Origin of the sequence: Zeimonas arvi, assembly GCF_008039575.1 — a bacterium.
GTDB lineage: Bacteria > Pseudomonadota > Gammaproteobacteria > Burkholderiales > Burkholderiaceae_E > Zeimonas > Zeimonas arvi.
In genome coordinates, this window is sequence record NZ_VDUY01000002.1 from 255323 (window position 1) to 273822 (window position 18500).

Genomic DNA, 18500 nt, shown 5'->3' on the forward strand with positions numbered 1-18500 from the left:
TCACCCGATGAAGTCGTCGTCGAAGCCGCCGAAGGCGCGCCTCAGCGCCGCGCTGGCGTCGTCGTGGGCCCGCCGCGCGGCCGGCACGAAGCCGGCGTGCTGGAAGAAGGCGTGGATCATCCCCGGGTAGTCGACGAGCTCGACCGGGACGCCGGCCTCGCGCAGCCGCTCGGCGTAGGCGAGATTTTCGTCGTGCAGCGGGTCGAACTCGGCCGCCGCGATCCAGGCCGGCGCCACGCCGGCCAGATCCTCCGCGAGCAGCGGCGCGAAGCGCCAGTCCAGCCGATCCTCCGGCCCGCGCAGGTACTGCGCGAAGAACCACTGCACCGTCTCGGCGTCGAGCAGGTAGCCGCTGGCGAAGCGGCGGTGCGATCCGGTCTGCTGGTCGTGCGAGAGCCCCGGGTAGACCAGCAGCTGCAGGGCCAGCGGCCAGCCTCGGTCGCGCGCGTGGATCGCGCAGGCCGCCGCCAGCGTGCCGCCGGCACTGTCGCCGCCCACCGCGAGCCGTGTCAGGTCCACCCCCAGCGACTGGGCCTCGTCGCGGATCCAGGCCAGCGTATCGAAGGCGTCGTCGACGGCGGCCGGGAACTTGTGCTGCGGCGCCAACCGGTAGTCGACCGAATAGACCAGGCAGTCCCCGCCGCGCGCCAACACCCGGCAGACCCGGTCGTGGGTGGCCACCGAACCGATCGTGAAGCCACCGCCATGGAAGTAGACCAGGGCCGGCCGCGGCTCGGCCCAGTGGTGCGGCCAGGGCGCGTACTGGCGCACCCTCAGGCTGCGCCCGGCCAGCGGCACTTCGAAATCGACGACCTCGTGCAGGTCCGGCGTCACGATGTCCAGCGTGCCCGCGATCCGCTCGTAGTGCGTCCGGGCCGCGTCGGCGCCGATGTCGTGGTAGGCCGGCGCGTTGGCCCTCCTGGCCCAGAGCAGGATCTTCTCGACCTGCGGATCAAGCGGCATCGCGACCCTCGGGGCCGAGACCCAGGAAAGCGCGGATCTCCGCCGCCACCCGCTCCGGCTGCTCGTGCGCGAGCCAGTGAGTCGCCTCGGGCAGGCGCACGATGCGCAGATCCGGAACCAGCGCATCGAGCCCCTCGACCAGGACCGGCAGCAGCGCAGTGTCGCGCTCGCCCCAGATCACCAGCGTGGGCACCCGAACCGTGAAGGCCTGCGCGTCGAGCGACAGGCCCGACGCCCCCGGTTCGCTCTCGGTGGCCGGGTGCAGAGGCGAGGCGCGATACCAGTTGACGCCGCCGGCCAGCGCGCCGGGCTGCGACCAGGCCGCGTGGTAGGCCTGGCGCGTGGCGGCGTCGAACCAGGCCTCGCCGCCCAGATTCAGGAAGAAGCTCTCCAGCCGCGCGAAGCCGTCCTGCGCCAGCACGGTCTCGCTGCCCGGGCGCCTGAGCCAGTTCATGTACTGCGAGGCGCGGATCTGGGCCGGATCGGAGGCGAGCGCCTGAGCGAAGGGCACCGGATGCGGCGCATTGAGGATCACCAGCCGCTCGATCAGCTCCGGGTGGGCGATCGCCACCGACCAGGCGATCGCGCCGCCCCAGTCGTGCGCCACCAGCACGCAACGCTCGTGCCCCAGCGCGCGCACCAGCCCGGCCACGTCGGCGATCAGCTTCGACGGCCGGTAGTCGGCGACCGCGGCCGGTTTGTCCGACAGGTTGTAGCCGCGCAGGTCCGGCGCCACCACGTGATACGCGTCGGCGAAGGCCGGCATGAGGTGCCGCCAGGCGCCCCAGAACTCGGGAAAGCCGTGCAGCATCAGCATCAGCGGCTTCGAGGCGTCGCCGCAGCGCGCGTAGTGCAGCCGCAGGCCGGGCTGCACCTCGACGAAGCCGCCCTCGACCACCGGCGGCGAGCTGCTCGCAGAGCGCGCGCCTTCGCCCGCGGCGCTCACAGTTTCTTCACCGCCACGTCCTTCTTGAACGTGAACGGGTCGCTCGGATTGCGTTGCGCCACGATGTCCTGAAGCCGGAGTTCCACCGAGGACAGGATCTTCGGATGCGTGACCACGTAGAAGCGGTTCTCGCGGATCGCGTCGAAAGTCATCCGGGCGACGTCTTCGGCGCTGATCCTGCCCGAGGTCACCGCCTTGTCCATCGCCGCGCGCGCGGCCTTCATCGACTCGGTTTCCTCGCCCTCCGGCTGCGCCTCGGGCGGGCGGTTGCGCTCCGACTGGTTGATGCCGGTGGGCACGTAGGCCGGGCACAGCAGCGTGACCCCCACGTTCGCGCCCTTCAGGCGCAGGTCGTTGTAGAGCGTCTCGGTGAGCGTGACCACGCCGTGCTTGCTCACGTTGTAGACGCCCATCAGCTGGGTCGACAGGAGCCCCGCCACCGAGGCGGTGTTGACCACATGGCACTCGTCGCCCTGCTCCAGCATCATCGGCACGAAGCAGCGAACACCGTGGATCACGCCCCACAGGTTCACGCCCAGCACCCACTCCCAGTCCCGGGTCGAGTGCTCCCAGACCAGCCCGCCGGCGGCCACGCCCGCGTTGTTGAACAGCAGGTGGACCTTGCCGAAGGCTTCCTTCGTGCGCCGCGCGAGGCGCTCGACGTCCTCGGCCTGGCTCACGTCGACCTGCTCGGCGACGAGCGCCACCCCGCGCGCCTGCAGCTCGCTTGCGGTCGCCGCCAGCGCGTCGGCCTGGATGTCGGCCAGCACCAGCTTCATGCCCAGCGATGCGCCGATGCGCGCGAACTCGCGCCCGAAGCCGCTGCCTGCGCCGGTGACGACCGCGACCTTGCCTGCGAATTCCTTCATGGCTTCCTCCTCAGGCGTCGTAGCCCGGATTCACCCGGTCGAGCTTGCGCAGCAATGCCGGCCAGGCCAGCGCGCCCGGCGTGGCCTGCCCGACGCGCTGAACCGACAGCGCCTGGCCGACGGCGCCCAGTACCTCGGGCGTCACGCGCGCCAGCTCGGCGCCGCCCGACTGGGCCAGCACCTGGACCTGGCAGGCGCGCTCCAGATTGAACATCGCGAGGAAGGCGTCGGCCACCGTCTGGCCGACCGTCAGCAGTCCGTGGTTGCGCAGGATGAAGTTCATGCTCGTGCCGAGGTCCGCCTGCAGCCGGGCCTTCTCGTCGTCGCGCACCGCGATGCCCTCGTAGTCGTGATACGACAGCGACATCAGCGCGACGCTCGCCTGCTGCGAGATCGGCAGCAGGCCCTGCTTCTGCGCGGCCACCGCAACGCCGGCCGGCGTGTGGGTGTGCAGCACGCATACGACGTCCTCGCGGGCCGCGTGGATCGCGCTGTGGATGACGAAGCCGGCGGGGTTCACCGGATACGGCGTCTCGCTCAGCGGCCGGCAGTCCATGTCGACCTTGACCAGCGAAGACGCGGTGATCTCCTCGAACATCATCCCGTAGGGATTGATCAGGAAGTGATGCTCGGGCCCCGGGATGCGGGCCGAGATGTGGGTGAAGACCAGATCGTCCCACCCGTACATCGCCACCGCGCGGTAGCAGGCGGCCAGGTCGATGCGCAGCTGCCACTCCTCGGCGCTGACCTTTTCTCGGATCGATTTCTGAGGTGCATTCATCGCTCGTCTCCTCGTTGTCTCGAGTCAATGGCTGCGTCAGATCAGCTTGACCAGCTGCTTGCCGAAGTTCCGCCCCTTCAGCAGGCCGATGAAGGCCTCGGGGGCCGACTCCAGGCCCTGGGCGATCGTCTCGCGGTACTTCAGCGCGCCGTCGCCGACCAGCTGCGCGAGCTCGCGGCGGGCCTGCGGCCAGAACTCCATGTGCTCGGACACGATGAAGCCCTGCACCTTGAGCCGGTTGGTCAGGATCGAGCGGAACTCGTGAGTCGGCATCGGGTTGCCGTCGTAGCCGGCGATCAGGCCGCAGACCGCGATCCGGCCGAAGGCGTTCATCCGGCGCAACACCGCGTCGAGCACCTCGCCGCCCACGTTCTCGAAGTAGCCGTCGATGCCGTCGGGCGTGGCGGCCTTCAGGTCCGCCCGCAGCTTGCCTGCCTTGTAGTCCACGCAGGCGTCGAAGCCGAACTCCTCGGTGACCGCGCGGCACTTCTCGGCGCCGCCTGCCACGCCGACCACCCGGCAGCCCTTCCGCTTGGCCAGCTGGCCGACCACCGAACCCACCGCGCCGCTGGCGGCCGACACCACGACCGTCTCGCCGGCTTTCGGCTCGATGATCTTGTTCAGCCCGTACCAGCCGGTGATGCCGGGCATGCCCACGCAGCCGAGGTAGGCCTGGATCGGCACGCGACTGGTGTCCAGCTTCATCATCAGGCTGCCGTCGGACTTGCCGTAGAGCTGCCAGCCGAACATGGCCAGGACCTTGTCGCCGACCGCGAAGGCCGGGTTGCGGCTCGCGACCACCTCGCCCACCGTGCCGCCCTGCATCACCTCGTCCAGCTTCTGCGGCGCTGCGTAGGACCTGGCGTCGTCCATCCGGCCGCGCATGTAGGGATCGAGCGACAGGTAGTGGTTGCGCACCAGCACCTCGCCCTCGCCGATCTCGGGCACCGGGCGCTCGACCAGCCTGAAGTTGCCGGTCGAGACCTGACCCTGCGGGCGGCTCGCGAGAAGGAACTGCTTGTTCATTTCGGTCATTTCACTGTCTCCGTTGTTTCAGGTACCGGAAGGTTCCGCTGGCGCGCGCCGAAAGGTGTCCGTGGCCGTCGAACAGGTCGGCCTCGCAGAAGGCCATCGACGAGGTCCGCCGCAGCACCCTGCCCTCGGCCCGGATCTTCCCGGTGGCGGGCGCCATGAAGGTGGTCTTCATCTCGATGGTGATCAGCACGGAACGCTCGCCGCGCTCGGGCTCGGCCAGCGTGCTGCCGGCGCGCGCCATCGCCACGTCGAGCAGGGTCATGACCACGCCCCCGTGGGCCATCTCGAGGGAATTCGAGTGGTGCGGCTGCTGGTCCAGCACCAGTTCCGAGCGGCCGGGGCCGAGGTCGCGCCACAGCGCGCCCAGGTGCATCAGGAAGGGGATCTGCGCGAGCGGGCGAAGTTCTCCCGCGGGGTCGATGCGCGCCGCATGCGCGTCGCCGCCGGTGCCCGCAGCCGCCTGCCCGGCGGCGCCTTGCGGTGCGCGCTTCGTTGCGCTGTCGTCGTCTTTCGTCACGCCTCGTGGTTCCCTTGCTGGTGTCGTGTCTGCGCTCAGACCGCGGTCATCCCGCCGTCCACCGCGAGAATCTGGCCGGTGATGTGCTTGCCGGCATCCGAGCAGAACAGCACCGCCGCGCCCTTCAGGTCCTCGTCGTCGCCCAGCCGGCGCAGCGGCGTGCGCGCCTTGATGTCCTCGCCGATCTTGTCCAGCGTGGCCTGGGTCATCTTCGACGGAAAGAATCCCGGCGCCAGCGCGTTGACCGTGATGCCGTGCGGCCCCCATTCTCCGGCCAGCGCGCGGGTGAAGTTCACGACGCCGCCCTTGGTGGTGTTGTACGCGATCGTATGGCTGCCTTCGCCGGTGCTGCCGCGCAGACCCGCGATCGAGGCCAGGTTCAGCACCCGCCCGTAGCCGCGCGGGATCATCGAGCGCTTGCCTATCGCCTGCGTGAGCAGGAACATCCCCGTCAGGTTCAGGCTGAGCAGCTTGAGCCAGGCCTCGAGCGGATGGTCCTCGGCCGGCGCGCCCCAGGTCGCCCCGGCGTTGTTCACCAGGATGTCGCAGTGGCCCAGGCGTTCGAGCGCCGCATCGGCCAGTTTCGACACGCCCTCGGGCCTGCCCAGGTCGGCGGGAATGCCGTGCGCCGTCACGCCCTGCGCCGCCAGGTGCATCACCGCCTGGTCCAGTTCCTCGGGCCTGCGCGCCGCGATCACCAGCTCGGCGCCCATTTCGCCCAGCGCCTCGGCGATCTGCAGGCCCAGCCCGCGTGAGCCGCCGGTCACGATCGCCTTGCGGCCGCCCAGATCAAAAGCCTTCTTCACCGTCATCCGTATCTCCCGAACGCTTCGTGGGCCGCGCCCCGGCGCGGCGGAAATCGATCCATGCGCTGGCGCATGCTCAGAACCATTCGTCGCGCATCGCGAGCGTGGTGATGTCGAGCGAATCGAGCAGATCGAGCATCGGCTGCACGCGCGGCAGCTCCCAGCGCATGAACCAGCGGGCCGCCTGCAGCTTGCCCTGGTAGAAGTCGCGATCGGCCGCCGGCAGCGCATCGCCTCCGGCCGCCAGCGCCGCCTGCGCCGCCAGCGCCTGCTCGAGCCAGACCCAGGCGATCACCCAGTGGCCGAAGGCCTCCAGGAATACGCTGGCATTGGCGAGCGTGACGTCGAGGTCGCCCGCGCCGTACAGCCGCGACACCGTGGCCGCGATCCGCTCGCCGGTCTGCGACACCGCATGGCCGGCAGCCAGCCACTCCTCGCCCGCCTCGGCCGCCCGGCCGGTGGTCTGATGCACTCGTTGCGCGAAGGCCGAAAGCAATGCGCCGTCGTGCAGCCGCACCTTGCGCCCCAGCAGGTCCAGGCCCTGGATGCCGTGCGTGCCCTCGTGGATCGGGTTGAGGCGGTTGTCGCGATAGTGCTGCTCGACGTTGTAGTCGCGGGTGTAGCCGTAGCCGCCGTGGACCTGGATGGCCAGGCTGTTGGCCTCCAGGCACCACTGCGAGGGCCAGCTCTTGCAGATCGGCGTGAGCAGCTCGAGCAGCGCGTGCGCGCGGCCGCGCTCGGCGGCGTCGGGGTGCGTGCGCTCGTCGTCGATCAGCCGCGCGCAGAACAGGTTCAGCGCCAGCGCGCCCTCGACCCAGGCCTTCTGCGCGAGCAGCATCCGGCGCACGTCGGCATGCTCGACGATCGGCACCTGCGGCGCCGAGGGGTCCTTGCCCTGCGGCGGCCGGCCCTGCGGCCGGTTGCGCGCGTAGTCCAGCGCGTGCAGGTAGCCGGTGTAGCCGAGCATGGTGGCGCCCAGGCCCACGCCGATGCGCGCCTCGTTCATCATGTGGAACATGCAGGCCAGCCCCTTGCCGGGCTCGCCGACCAGCCAGCCGATCGCGCCGCCCTGCCCGCCGGGGCGGAACCTGCCCTCGCCGAAGTTGAGCAGCGTGTTGGTCGTGCCGCGATAGCCCATCTTGTGGTTCAGCCCGGCCAGCACGACGTCGTTGCGCTCGCCCAGCGAGCCGTCGTCGTCGAGCAGCACCTTGGGCACCAGGAAAAGCGAGATGCCCTTGACGCCGGGCACCGGCTTGCCGTCCGGGCCGGGGATCTTGGCCAGCACCAGGTGCACGATGTTCTCGGAGAGGTCCTGCTCGCCGCCCGAGATCCACATCTTGTTGCCGAACAGCCGGTAGCTGCCGTCGGCTTGCGGCTCGGCGCGGGTGCGTATGTCGGAAAGCGAGGAGCCGGCCTGCGGCTCGGACAGGCACATCGTGCCGAAGAAGCGACCCGCCATCATCGGCCGCACCCAGCGATCGACCTGCTCGGGCGTGCCATGCGCGAGCAACAGGTTGGCGTTTCCGATCGTCAGGAAGGGGTAGCCGGAGGCGGCCACGCTCGCGCCCTTGAACCAGGCGAAGCAGGCCTTCTCGACCAGGCAGGGCAGCTGCATGCCGCCCAGCTCGTAGTCCTGGCCGGCCGCCATCAGGCCGGCGTCGCAGAAGACCTTCAGCGCCGCCTTCAGCTCCGCCGGCGTGTGGACCCGCTCGCCGTCGAAGGTGGGCTCGTTCAGGTCGAGCAGGCGGTTGATCGGGTAGAAGTGCTCGGTCGCGATCTTCTGGCAGGTGTCGAGCGCCGCGTCGAAGGTCTCGCGCGAATGGTCGGCGTAGCGCTCCCGCGCGGAAAGCGCCTCGGCTCGCAACCATTCGTAGAGGAGGAAGTCCAGGTCGCGTCGCGACAGGATCCTGGAGGGAACGGGAATGCCGGCCTTGGCCATCTTGTTCTGCCCGTGAGTCGTGCTGCGAGATGGTGCTGAGCGGAACGGCATCGGGGCCGCGACGGGCCCCGATGCGGGCGAGGCCGCCAGCGGCCCCGCCGTCAAGCGCCGCGGATCAGGCGATCTCGAACAGCCCGGCCGCGCCCATGCCGCCGCCGATGCACATCGTGACCACCGCCCACTTGCCGCCGCGCCGCTTGCCCTCGATCAGCGCGTGGCCGGTCAGCCGCTGGCCGCTTACGCCGTAGGGGTGGCCGACCGCGATCGCTCCCCCGTTCACGTTGAGCCGCTCGTTCGGGATGCCCAGCTTGTCCCGGCAGTACAGCACCTGCACCGCGAAGGCCTCGTTCAGTTCCCAGATGTCGATGTCCTCGACCTTCAGGCCCGCGCGCGCCAGCAGCTTGGGCACCGCGAAGACCGGGCCGATGCCCATCTCGTCGGGCTCGCATCCGGCCACCGCGAAGCCGCGGAAATAACCGAGCGGCTTCAGGCCCTTCTTCTCGGCGAGCTTCGCGTCCATGACCACGCAGGCGCCTGCGCCGTCGGAGAACTGGCTGGCGTTGCCGGCCGAGATCACCCCGCCGGGCAGCGCCGAGCGGATCTGGGACACGGCCTCGTAGGTCGTGCCTTCGCGCCGGCCTTCGTCGTCGGCCAGCGTGACCTCCTTCGTGCCGAGCTGCCCGGTGGCCTTGTCGGCCACCGCCATCTTCACCGTGATCGGGACGATCTCGTCCTTGAACTTGCCGGCTGCGGCCGCCGCGCACGCGCGCTGCTGGCTCTGCACGCCGTACTCGTCCATTCGCTCGCGGGGAATGCTGTAGCGCTTGGCCACCATCTCGGCGGTCTGCAGCATGGGCCAGTAGACCTCGGGCTTGGACTTCATCAGGCCCTTGTCGCGGAGCATGTGCAGGTTCATCTCGTTCTGCACGCACGAGATGGACTCGACGCCGCCGGCCACGTACACGTCGGCCTCGCCGGCGATGACCCGCTGGGCGGCCATCGCGATCGTCTGCAGGCCCGACGAGCAGAAGCGGTTGATGGTCACGCCCGACACGGTGATCGGGCACCCGGCGGCCAGCGCGATCTGCCTGGCGATGTTCGAGCCGGTGGCGCCTTCGGGGCTGGCGCAGCCCATCAACACGTCTTCGACCTCGCCCGGCTCGATGCCGGCGCGCTCGATGGCCGCGCGCACCACGTGCCCGCCCATCGTCGCGCCGTGGGTCATGTTCAGCGCGCCGCGCCAGGATTTCGCCAGGCCGGTCCGCGCGGTGGATACGATCACTGCTTCACGCATCTTGGATTCCTTTGTCTTCGGTGCCGCGGCGGCGCGCGCCGCGGCGTTCGTCGAGTTTCGTTCGTTCGGTCGGGGCTCAGCCGTTGAAGCTCTTGCCGTCGGCGGCCAGCTTCGCGAGCAGCGGCGCAGGCGTCCAGAACGACGGGTCGCCGTGCGGGTTGGCCGCGAAGTCCTTCATCCGGTTGACCACGTTGTACAGGCCGCACTGGTCGGCGTAGAGCATCGGGCCGCCGCGGAACAGCGGGAAGCCGTAGCCGGTCAGGTAGATCATGTCGATGTCCGAGGCGCGCATCGCGATGCCTTCCTCGAGGATCTTCGCGCCCTCGTTGACCAGCGCGAAGATCAGCCGGTGCACGATCTCGTCGTCGGACAGCTTGCGCGGCTCGAGCCCGAGCTCCTTGCGGTGCTCCTCGATCAGCTTGTCGACCACCGGATCGGGGATCGCGTCGCGCTTGCCCGGTTCGTAGCGGTAGAAACCCGCGCCGGTCTTCTGGCCGAAGCGGCCCAATTCGCAGATCTTGTCGGCGATCTTCGGGTACTTCATGTCGGGGCGCTCGACGTAGCGGCGCTTGCGGATGTACCAGCCCACGTCGTTGCCGGCCAGGTCGCTCATCCGGAAGGGGCCCATCGCGAAGCCGAACTTCTCGATGGCGCGGTCGACCTGCTGCGGACTGGCGCCCTCTTCCACCATGTAGCCGGCCTGGCGGCTGTACTGCTCGATCATCCGGTTGCCGATGAAGCCGTCGCACACGCCCGACACCACACCCGTCTTGCGGATGGTCTTGGACAGCGCCAGGGTGGTGGCCAGCACGTCCTTGGCGGTCTTCTCGCCGCGCACGATCTCGAGCAGCTTCATCACGTTGGCCGGCGAGAAGAAGTGCGTGCCGATGACGTCCTGCGGGCGCCTGGTGAAGGCTGCGATCTGGTTCACGTCGAGCGTGGAGGTGTTGGTGGCGAGGATCGCGCCGGGTTTCATCACCTCGTCGAGCTTCCTGAACACCTGCTCCTTGACCGGCATGTCCTCGAAGACCGCCTCGACCACGATGTCGGCCTGGCCGATGTCGTCGTAGGACAGCGTGGGCGCGATCAGCGACATCCGCTTCTCCACGTCGTCCATGGTCATGCGGCCCTTCCTGGCCGAGTTCTCGTAATTCTTGCGGATCGTGGCCAGGCCGCGATCGAGCGCCTCCTGCTTCATCTCGAGCAGCTTGACCGGGATGCCCGCATTCACGAAGTTCATCGCGATGCCGCCGCCCATCGTGCCGGCACCGATGACCGCGGCCGACTTGATCGCCCGCAGCGGCGTGTCGGCCGGCACGTCCGGCACCTTGCTGGCCGCGCGCTCGCCGAAGAAGGCATGGCGCAGCGCCTTCGATTCGGGGGTCTGGACCAGATGCAGGAAGAGCTCGCGCTCGCGCGCCATGCCCTGCTCGAACGGCAGCCTGACGGCGGCCTGGATCGCCTCGACGCAGGCGGCCGGCGCCGGAAAGTTCTTCGCCACCGACTTGGCCGTGTTCAGCGAGAACTGCAGGAAGGCCTCGGCGTCCTCGTGCTCGATCTTCAGGTCGCGCACCTTGGGCAGGCCGCGGTTCTCGGCCACCGCCTTGCGGGCGAAGGCGAGCGCCGCCTCGGTGACGTCGCCTTCGACGATCTCGTCGAAGAGCTTCGTGCCCTTGAACTTCTCGGACTTGACCGGCGCACCCGATACGATCATGTTGGTCGCCATCTCGAGCGGCACCACGCGCGGCAGGCGCTGCGTGCCGCCGGCGCCCGGCAGGATGCCGAGCTTCACTTCGGGCAGCGCGATCTGCGCGCCGGTGGCCGCGACGCGGAAGTGGCAGCCCAGCGCAAGCTCGAGCCCGCCGCCCATGGCCACGCTGTGGATGGCGGCCACGACGGGCTTGGCCGAGCCCTCGATCGCCCTGATCACCGTGTGCAGCGAGGGCTCGGCCAGCGCGGCCGGCGTGTTGAACTCGCGGATGTCGGCGCCGCCCGAGAAGGCCTTGCCGGCCCCGGTGATCACGATCGCCTTGACCGCGGAATCGGCCTGAGCGCGGCGCAGGCCCTCGACGATGCCGGTGCGCAGACCGTGGCCGAGACCGTTGACCGGCGGGTTGTTCATGGTGATCACGGCGACGTCGCCGTGGGTGGCGTACTGGGTTTGGCTCATGCGTAAATCCCGAGTCAGGTTGAAGACGGTGTGCTGGGTCGGGACGGGCTCATGCTGTCAAAAAACGAACGCCCGTTCGATTTGTGGTCAAAAAAAAGCGGGTGCCGACAACCGTCTAGTGTAACGCGCGATTCTCCTCTTCCGCCGGCCACCACGCCGGCTTTCGGGACGCCCGCGCGCCGGGGTTCGGGGGCGGCCGGGGGCCGACGGCAAGCCTGCGCCCGGCACACCTAGACCTCCAGCCACTCCTGCCGGATCCGGGTGTTGCCCTTCAGCTCCTCGGGCGTGCCCTCGAACACGATGTGACCGTGGCCCATCACGTAGACCCGCTGCGAGATGTCGAGTGCGATCGCGAGCTTCTGCTCGACCAGCAGCACCGAGATGCCGCGGTTCTTGAGCTCCTTGAGATACTCGCCGACCAGCTCGACGATCTTGGGCGCCAGCCCCTCGGTCGGCTCGTCGATCATGATCAGGTCCGGGTCGCCCATCAGCGTGCGGCACAGCGTGAGCATCTGCTGCTCGCCGCCCGACAGCACGCCGGCCTGGGTGTGCTGGCGCTCCTTGAGCCGCGGGAACATCCGGTACATGTCGTCGAAGCTCCAGCGGCCCGGCGAGCGGCCCTTGAGCCCGAGCACCAGGTTCTGCTCGACGGTCAGCGTGGGGAAGATGTCGCGCGCCTCCGGCACGTAGCCCAGGCCCTTGTGGGCGATCTGGTAGGGCTTGAGCCCGAGGATCGGCTCGCCCTTGAACTTCACCGTGCCGGTTCCCTCGACCAGTCCCATGACCGTCTTCACGGTGGTCGAACGCCCGACCCCGTTACGTCCCAGGAGACTGACGATCTCGCCCTTGCGCACGGCCATGTCGACGCCGTGCAGCACGTGGCTCTTGCCGTAGTAGGCGTGGAGGTTCTGGACTTCGAGAATCGCGTCAGACATGTTCGGCCCGCGTCAGGCTTCGGCGAGCGTGGTGCCCAGGTAAGCTTCCTGGACCGCACGGTTGGATTTGATGCCGGCGGGCGCGTCGGTGGCGATCACCTCGCCGTAGACGACCACCGAGATCCGGTCGGCCAGGCCGAAGACCACGCTCATGTCGTGCTCGACCATGACCAGCGTCTTGCCCTCGGTGACCCGGGAGATCAGCTCGACCGCGTGGTCCGACTCCGACCGGCTCATGCCCGCGGTGGGCTCGTCCAGAAGGATCACGTCGGCGCCGCCGGCGATCGTGATGCCGATCTCGAGCGCGCGCTGCTCGGCGTAGGTGAGCAGGCCGGCCTGGGTGTCCCGCCGGTTCTGCAACCCGATGCGCTGGAGGATGTCCTCGGCGCGCTCGACCGCGTCGGCCAGCTTCGCGAGCCGGTGCCAGAACGAGTAGCGATAGCCCAGCGCGTAGAGCGTGGCGCAGCGGATGTTCTCGAACACCGACATCCGGTGAAAGATGTTGGTGATCTGGAAGCTGCGCGAAAGCCCGCGCCGGTTGATCTCGAAAGGCTTGAGCCCGGTGATGTCCTGGCCGTTGAGCTCGATCTTGCCGGAGCTCACCGGAAAGCGCCCCGAGATCAGGTTGAACAACGTGGACTTCCCGGCGCCGTTCGGCCCGATCACCGCGTGGCGCTCGCCCTTGCGGATGTCGAGGTCAACGCCCCGGATGATCTCGGTCTTTCCGAAGCTCTTGCGCACGTCGGCGAGCTTGAGCGCGGACTGGTTCGAAGTGGCGTTCATCTTCCCTGTACCCCGGTCGCGCTCAGGCCCGAACGCCGCGCTGGATCTGGTCTTCGATCCTTGCCTGCACGTTGCCCCATTCGCGCGCGAAGGTCTTGCGCGTCGCGTTGAAGAACAGCGCGCCGGCGATCACGATCGCCGCCGCGATCGCCCAGACGCCCAGACTGGCCGCATCCACCTGGAAACCGAACAGCTTCATCTGGGTGCCCGAAGCGAAGTTCAGCGTCAGGTGATAGCTCATCTCGATCACCATGATCACGCCGACGAGCAGCACCGCGCTGGCCGCGAGCAACCAGCCGTAGGGCTTCCAGAGGCGGTTGAACAGCTGGTACTTGGCCACCCTGAGGTTCATCAGGATCAGCGAAGCGACCCCGCCCGGCGCGTACATGACCATCAGCACGAAGAAGACGCCCAGGTAGAACTGCCAGGCCTTCGTGTAGTCGGACAGCGCGATCGCGAAGAAGACGAAGATCACCGCGCCGAGCACCGGGCCGAAAAAGAACATCGCGCCGCCGATGAAGGTGGCCAGCAACACGCCACCCGAACGCAGCGCCGACACGTTCTCGGCGGTGACGATCTCGAAGCTGATCGCCGCCAGCCCGCCCGAGATGCCCGCGAAGAAGGCCGACACGACCAGCACCAGGAAGCGCACCCGCTGCGTGTTGTAGCCGATGAACTCGGCGCGCTCGGGGTTGTCGCGCACCGCGTTCGAGATCCGCCCCAGGGGCGTCTGCGAGAAGGCGAACATCGCGATCATGCAGACGAAGCACCAGACCGCGATCAGGTAGTAGACCTCGATGGCCGGCCCGAAGCTCACGCCCAGGAAGGGGTCGCCGATCACCCGGTTGCTCGAGATGCCGCCCTCGCCGCCGAAGAAGCCGGGGAACATCAGCGAGGCCGAGAACACCATCTCGCCGATGCCCAGCGTGATCATCGCGAAGGGCGTGCCCGCCTTCTTGGTGGTCACGTAGCCGAAGATCACCCCGAAGATCGCGCCGAACAGCCCGCCGACCAGCGGGATCAGCGACACCGGGATCCAGATCCGCCCGTCGCCCACCCAGTTCAGCGCGTGGATCGCGAAGAAGGCACCGAGCCCCGAGTACACGGCGTGGCCGAAGGACAGCATGCCGCCCTGGCCGAAGATCATGTTGTAGGACAGGGCGAAGATGATCATGATCCCCATCTGCGACAGCAGGGTGATCGCGAAGCCCTTGGTGAAGATCAGCGGCATGACTGCGAACAGGATCGCAGTGAGCCCCCAGACCAGCCAGCGCCCGACGTTGTACGGCGCGAAACGGATCGTCTTGGACATCGAATCAGCCTTCCCGGGTGCCCATCAGGCCACGCGGCCGGAAGATCAGGATCAGAACGAGAAGCAGATAGGGCATCACCGGCGCCACCTGCGACAACTTGAGCGACCAGACGGCGTAGCCGAAGGTGTCCTGGGTGATCGGGATGCCCAGGCTCTGGAAGAAGCCGGCCGGCGACCAGTCGATGCCGATCGCGAAGGTTTGCATCAGACCGATCAGCAGCGAGGCCACGAAGGCGCCGGCCAGCGAGCCCATGCCGCCGACCACGGTCACCACGAAGATGATCGCGCCCACCAGCGCCGCCATCGAGGGTTCGGTCACGTAGGCATTGCCGCCGATGACGCCGGCCAGCCCGGCCAGCGCGGTGCCGCCGCCGAAGGTCAGCATGAAGACCCGGGGCACGTTGTGGCCCAGCGCTTCCACCGTTTCGGGATGCGTGAGCGAGGCCTGGATGACCAGGCCGATCCGCGTGCGGGTGAGCATCAGCCAGATCGCGATCAGCATGAAGATCGCCACCAGCATCATGAAGCCGCGGTAGGCCGGAAAATTCGTCGAGAACACGGTGAACAGCGTGCCCGACAGCTCCTCGGGCACCTGGTAGGGCACTGCCGCCCTGCCCCAGATGATCTGCACCAGTTCCACGATGATGTAGGACAGCCCGAAGGTGAACAGCAGCTCCGGAACATGCCCCCACTTGTGCACCCTGCGCAGCCCATACCGCTCGACGACCGCGCCCAGCGCACCGACCAGCAGCGGCGCGATGAACAGGGCCGGCCAGAAGCCGATCCAGGTGCTGACCTGGTACGCGAAGTACGCGCCGATCATGTAGAAGGACGCGTGCGCGAAGTTCAGCACGCCCATCATGCTGAAGATCAGCGTGAGGCCCGATGCGAGCATGAACAGCAGCAGCCCGTAGCTGACGCCGTTCAGCAGCGAGATGACGAAGAATTCCACGATGCGAGGCGACCGGAGAAGAGGCGACCGGATGGCGGCAGCGGCAACCGGCCTGCGCCGCGAGGGCGCCGGCCACGTGCTGCGGATCGAGCCTGGACCGGCGAGGCCGGAGCTTCAGGCCGCGGCCGGCAGACCGGCCGGCCGCGGCGCTCCGGGAACGATCAGCGCGCCGGACGCTTCATGTTGCAGGAGGTCGGCTGCGAGGCGACGTAGGCCTCGATCTTGGCCTCGGTGCGCCAGCCGTAGCCGGTGTTCTCCTGGTCGTACTTGACGGTCTTGCCGTCGACCTTCTGCCACGAGGAGATGTACACCGCCTGCTGCAGTTGGTGATCGGTGGCGCGCATCTCGACCTCGCCGGCCAGCGACTGGACCTTCAGCCCTTCCATCGCGAAGGCCACCGCCTTCGGATCGGTGGACTTGGCTTTCTTCATCGCCTCTGACAACAGCTTGAACGAGGTGTAGGTGGCCATCGTGTAGTAGTCGTCGTTGAACTTCTTCTTGAAGCCCTCGACCACCTTCGCGCCCTCGGGCGACGGATCGCTGGAGTTCCAGTAGCCGACGTAGCGGACCCGGTCCTCGCCGGCCGCGCCCATCGCGGTCGGCACGCCGGTGGTGCCCGCATAGTAGGTGTAGAAGTTCGCGGTCAGGCCGGCGTCCTTGGCCGCCTTGACCAGCAGCGCGAGGTCGGCGCCCCAGTTGCCGGTGATGATCGTGTCGGCGCCCGCCGCCTTGATCTTGGCCACGTAGGGCGCGAAGTCGCGAACCTGGGCCAGCGGATGGCGATCCTTGCCCACGATCTCGACGTCGGGACGCTTGCGCTTCAGGTATTCCTCGGCGGCGCGCTCGACCGAATGGCCGAAGGCGTAGTCCTGGTTGATCAGGTAGACCTTCTTGATCTCAGGCCGCTTCTCCATGTAGGCGGTGAGCGCCTCCATCTTCATGTCGGAGTTGATGTCGATCCGGAAGTGCCAGAAGTCGCACTTCTCGTTGGTCAGGACGGGATCGACCGCGGCGTAGTTCAGGTAGACGATTTCCTTGCCGGGATTGCGCGCATTGTGCTTGGAGACCGCGTCGGCCAGGGCGATCGCGACGCCCGAGCCGTTGCCCTGCACGATGTAGCGGATGCCCTGGTCGATGATCGACTTCAGCACCGTCAGGCTCTCCTGCGGGCTGAGCTTGTTGTCGAAGGGAACGACCTCGAACTTGACGTCGCCGGCCCACTTGCCCTGGTTGGCGAGATCGGCCGCGTACTGCCAGCTGCGCACCATGTTCTGGCCGAGCGGCGCCATCATGCCCGACAGCGGGTCGATCCAGGCCACCTTGACCGTGCCCGACTGCGCGTAGGCCATCGGGGAGGCCGCCGCGGCGGCGAAGGCCACGGAAAAGGCCGCGAACGCGAGTTTCTTGCTCATCCTTGTCTCCTTTGTCTCGGTCTGTCTCGACCCGCGGCGATTGATCGCCGCTTGCCGCGGATCATAAACGAGATTTCGGGCGCGGCAAGCCCGGCCGCTCAGGCCGTCGGCAATTTGTAGTCGGCGAACTGCTCGCGAAGCTTGGTCTTGAGGATCTTGCCGGTGGCGCCGAGCGGGATCGCCTCGACGAACTGCACGTCGTCCGGGGTCCACCACTTGGCGATCTTGCCCTCGTAGAAGGCCAGCAATTCCTCCTTGCTGACCTCGGCGCCGGGCTTCTTCGCGACGATCAGCAGCGGCCGCTCATCCCACTTGGGATGCGCGACGCCGATGACTGCCGCGTTGGCCACGGCCGGGTGCGCGATCGCGAGGTTCTCCAGATCGATCGTGCTGATCCACTCGCCGCCGGACTTGATCACGTCCTTGCTGCGGTCGGTGATCTGCATGTAGCCGTCGGCGTCGATGGTGGCCACGTCGCCGGTGGGGAACCAACCCCTGCCGTCCGGGTCGTACTCGAGCGGATCGCCGCCTTCGCCCCGGAAGTACTCCTTGATGACCCAGGGCCCGCGCACCAGCAGGTTGCCGAAGGTCTTGCCGTCCCAGGGCAGGCTCTTGCCGTCATCGCCGACGATCTTCATGTCGATGCCGAAGATCACGTGGCCCTGCTTCTCGAGGATCTTGCGCTGCGCTGCCTCGGGCAGCTTCTCGTGCTTGAGCTGCAGCCGGCTCAGCGTGCCCAGCGGCGAAAGCTCGGTCATGCCCCAGGCGTGGATCACCTCGACGCCGTACTGGTCGTTGAACGCGCGGATCATCGCGGGCGGGCAGGCCGAGCCGCCGATCACCGTGCGCCTGAGCGACGAGAACTTCGCGCCGATCGAGCCCACGTGCTGCAGCAGGCCGAGCCACACGGTGGGCACGCCGGCCGAGTAGGTGACGCCTTCGGCCTCCATCAGCTCGTAGACCGACTTGCCGTCGAGCGCCGGGCCCGGGAACACCATCTTGGCGCCCACCAGCGGGCAGATGTAGGGCAGCCCCCAGGCGTTGACGTGGAACATCGGCACGACCGGCAGGATGCTGTCGCGCGACGAGGCGCCCATCGCGTCGGGCAGCGCCGCGCCGTACGCGTGCAGCACGGTCGAGCGGTTCGAATACATCGCGCCCTTGGGATTGCCGGTGGTCCCCGAGGTGTAGCAGAGGCCGCAGGCGGTGCGCTCGTCGAGCTGGGGCCAGCGGTAGTCCGCCGAGCCTCCGGCGAGGAAGGCCTCGTAGTTGACCAGGTTCGGGATCTTGTCCGACTTCGGCTGCTTGTCCGGGTCGCACATCGCGACCCAGGTCTTGACCGTGGGGCACTTGGCCGCGATCGCCTCGATGATCGGCAGGAAGGTCAGGTCGAAGGCCAGGTGGGTGTCGCCGGCATGGTTGATGATCCAGGCGATCTGCTCGGGGTGCAGGCGCGGGTTGATCGTGTGCACGACGCCGCCCAGGCCGCCCACCGCGTAGTACATCTCCATGTGGCGGTAGCCGTTCCAGGCCAGCGTGGCGATGCGATCGCCCACCGCGGTGCCGGTGCGCACGAAGGCGTCGGCGAGCTTCTTCGAGCGCTCGTGGCAGTCCGAGTAGGTGTAGCGATGGATGTCGCCCTCGACGCGCCGGGAGACGATCTCGACGTCTCCGTAGTGGCGGGCCGCGTGCTGCAGCAGCGACGAAACCAGCAGCGGCATGTCCATCATCAGGCCTTGCATTTGCGATGTCTCCTGGGAGTGTTGAAGCGTGATGAGCGTCGATT

16 protein-coding genes are annotated in these 18500 nt (G+C 68.2%); all 16 read right to left on the minus strand.

Annotation, left to right across the window (positions count from 1 at the left end; all coding sequences use genetic code 11):
* The gene (locus tag FHP08_RS05620; protein ID WP_147703344.1) at positions 1-963 is read right to left on the minus strand and encodes an alpha/beta hydrolase; all 963 of its coding nucleotides are present in this window, start codon (positions 961-963) and stop codon (positions 1-3) included.
* Positions 953-1909, minus strand: a complete 957-nt coding sequence (locus FHP08_RS05625; protein ID WP_147703345.1) for an alpha/beta fold hydrolase — start codon at positions 1907-1909, stop codon at positions 953-955. Before FHP08_RS05625 ends, FHP08_RS05620 begins: the two co-directional genes overlap by 11 nt.
* Entirely contained in the window at positions 1906-2778 is an 873-nt protein-coding gene (locus FHP08_RS05630) for an SDR family oxidoreductase (protein WP_147703346.1), read from the minus strand. Before FHP08_RS05630 ends, FHP08_RS05625 begins: the two co-directional genes overlap by 4 nt.
* A gap of 10 nt (positions 2779-2788) precedes the next feature.
* Entirely contained in the window at positions 2789-3559 is a 771-nt protein-coding gene (locus tag FHP08_RS05635) for a class II aldolase/adducin family protein (protein WP_147703347.1), read from the minus strand.
* 36 nt (positions 3560-3595) lie between these two features.
* Positions 3596-4594, minus strand: coding sequence for an NADP-dependent oxidoreductase (locus FHP08_RS05640; RefSeq protein WP_147703348.1), 999 nt, complete (start codon positions 4592-4594; stop codon positions 3596-3598).
* 1 nt (position 4595) lies between these two features.
* Positions 4596-5111 carry a PaaI family thioesterase gene (locus tag FHP08_RS05645; RefSeq protein ID WP_225879044.1) on the minus strand — a complete coding sequence of 172 codons (516 nt, stop codon included), beginning with the start codon at positions 5109-5111 and terminating at the stop codon, positions 4596-4598.
* Positions 5112-5146: 35 nt separating this feature from the next.
* Positions 5147-5923, minus strand: a complete 777-nt coding sequence (locus FHP08_RS05650; protein WP_147703349.1) for an SDR family oxidoreductase — start codon at positions 5921-5923, stop codon at positions 5147-5149.
* A 70-nt stretch (positions 5924-5993) separates the two neighbouring features.
* Positions 5994-7856: an acyl-CoA dehydrogenase gene (locus tag FHP08_RS05655; protein ID WP_147703350.1), complete on the minus strand. Its 1863-nt coding sequence runs from the start codon at positions 7854-7856 to the stop codon at positions 5994-5996.
* Positions 7857-7971: 115 nt separating this feature from the next.
* The gene (locus FHP08_RS05660; RefSeq protein WP_147703351.1) at positions 7972-9150 is read right to left on the minus strand and encodes an acetyl-CoA C-acyltransferase; all 1179 of its coding nucleotides are present in this window, start codon (positions 9148-9150) and stop codon (positions 7972-7974) included.
* Between the two features lie 76 nt (positions 9151-9226).
* Positions 9227-11320: a 3-hydroxyacyl-CoA dehydrogenase NAD-binding domain-containing protein gene (locus tag FHP08_RS05665; RefSeq protein ID WP_147703352.1), complete on the minus strand. Its 2094-nt coding sequence runs from the start codon at positions 11318-11320 to the stop codon at positions 9227-9229.
* Positions 11321-11550: 230 nt separating this feature from the next.
* Complete coding sequence (locus FHP08_RS05670; RefSeq protein ID WP_187272178.1) at positions 11551-12255, minus strand: ABC transporter ATP-binding protein; 705 nt, start codon at positions 12253-12255, stop codon at positions 11551-11553.
* A gap of 12 nt (positions 12256-12267) precedes the next feature.
* Positions 12268-13038: an ABC transporter ATP-binding protein gene (locus tag FHP08_RS05675; protein ID WP_147703353.1), complete on the minus strand. Its 771-nt coding sequence runs from the start codon at positions 13036-13038 to the stop codon at positions 12268-12270.
* 22 nt (positions 13039-13060) lie between these two features.
* Positions 13061-14350, minus strand: coding sequence for a branched-chain amino acid ABC transporter permease (locus tag FHP08_RS05680; protein WP_147703354.1), 1290 nt, complete (start codon positions 14348-14350; stop codon positions 13061-13063).
* Positions 14351-14354: 4 nt separating this feature from the next.
* The gene (locus FHP08_RS05685; protein WP_147703355.1) at positions 14355-15302 is read right to left on the minus strand and encodes a branched-chain amino acid ABC transporter permease; all 948 of its coding nucleotides are present in this window, start codon (positions 15300-15302) and stop codon (positions 14355-14357) included.
* 161 nt (positions 15303-15463) lie between these two features.
* A complete protein-coding gene (locus FHP08_RS05690; protein WP_147703356.1) occupies positions 15464-16714 on the minus strand; it encodes a branched-chain amino acid ABC transporter substrate-binding protein in 1251 nt (416 codons plus the stop codon).
* 98 nt (positions 16715-16812) lie between these two features.
* Positions 16813-18456, minus strand: a complete 1644-nt coding sequence (locus tag FHP08_RS05695; RefSeq protein WP_147703357.1) for a 3-(methylthio)propionyl-CoA ligase — start codon at positions 18454-18456, stop codon at positions 16813-16815.
* Positions 18457-18500 lie beyond the last annotated feature (44 nt).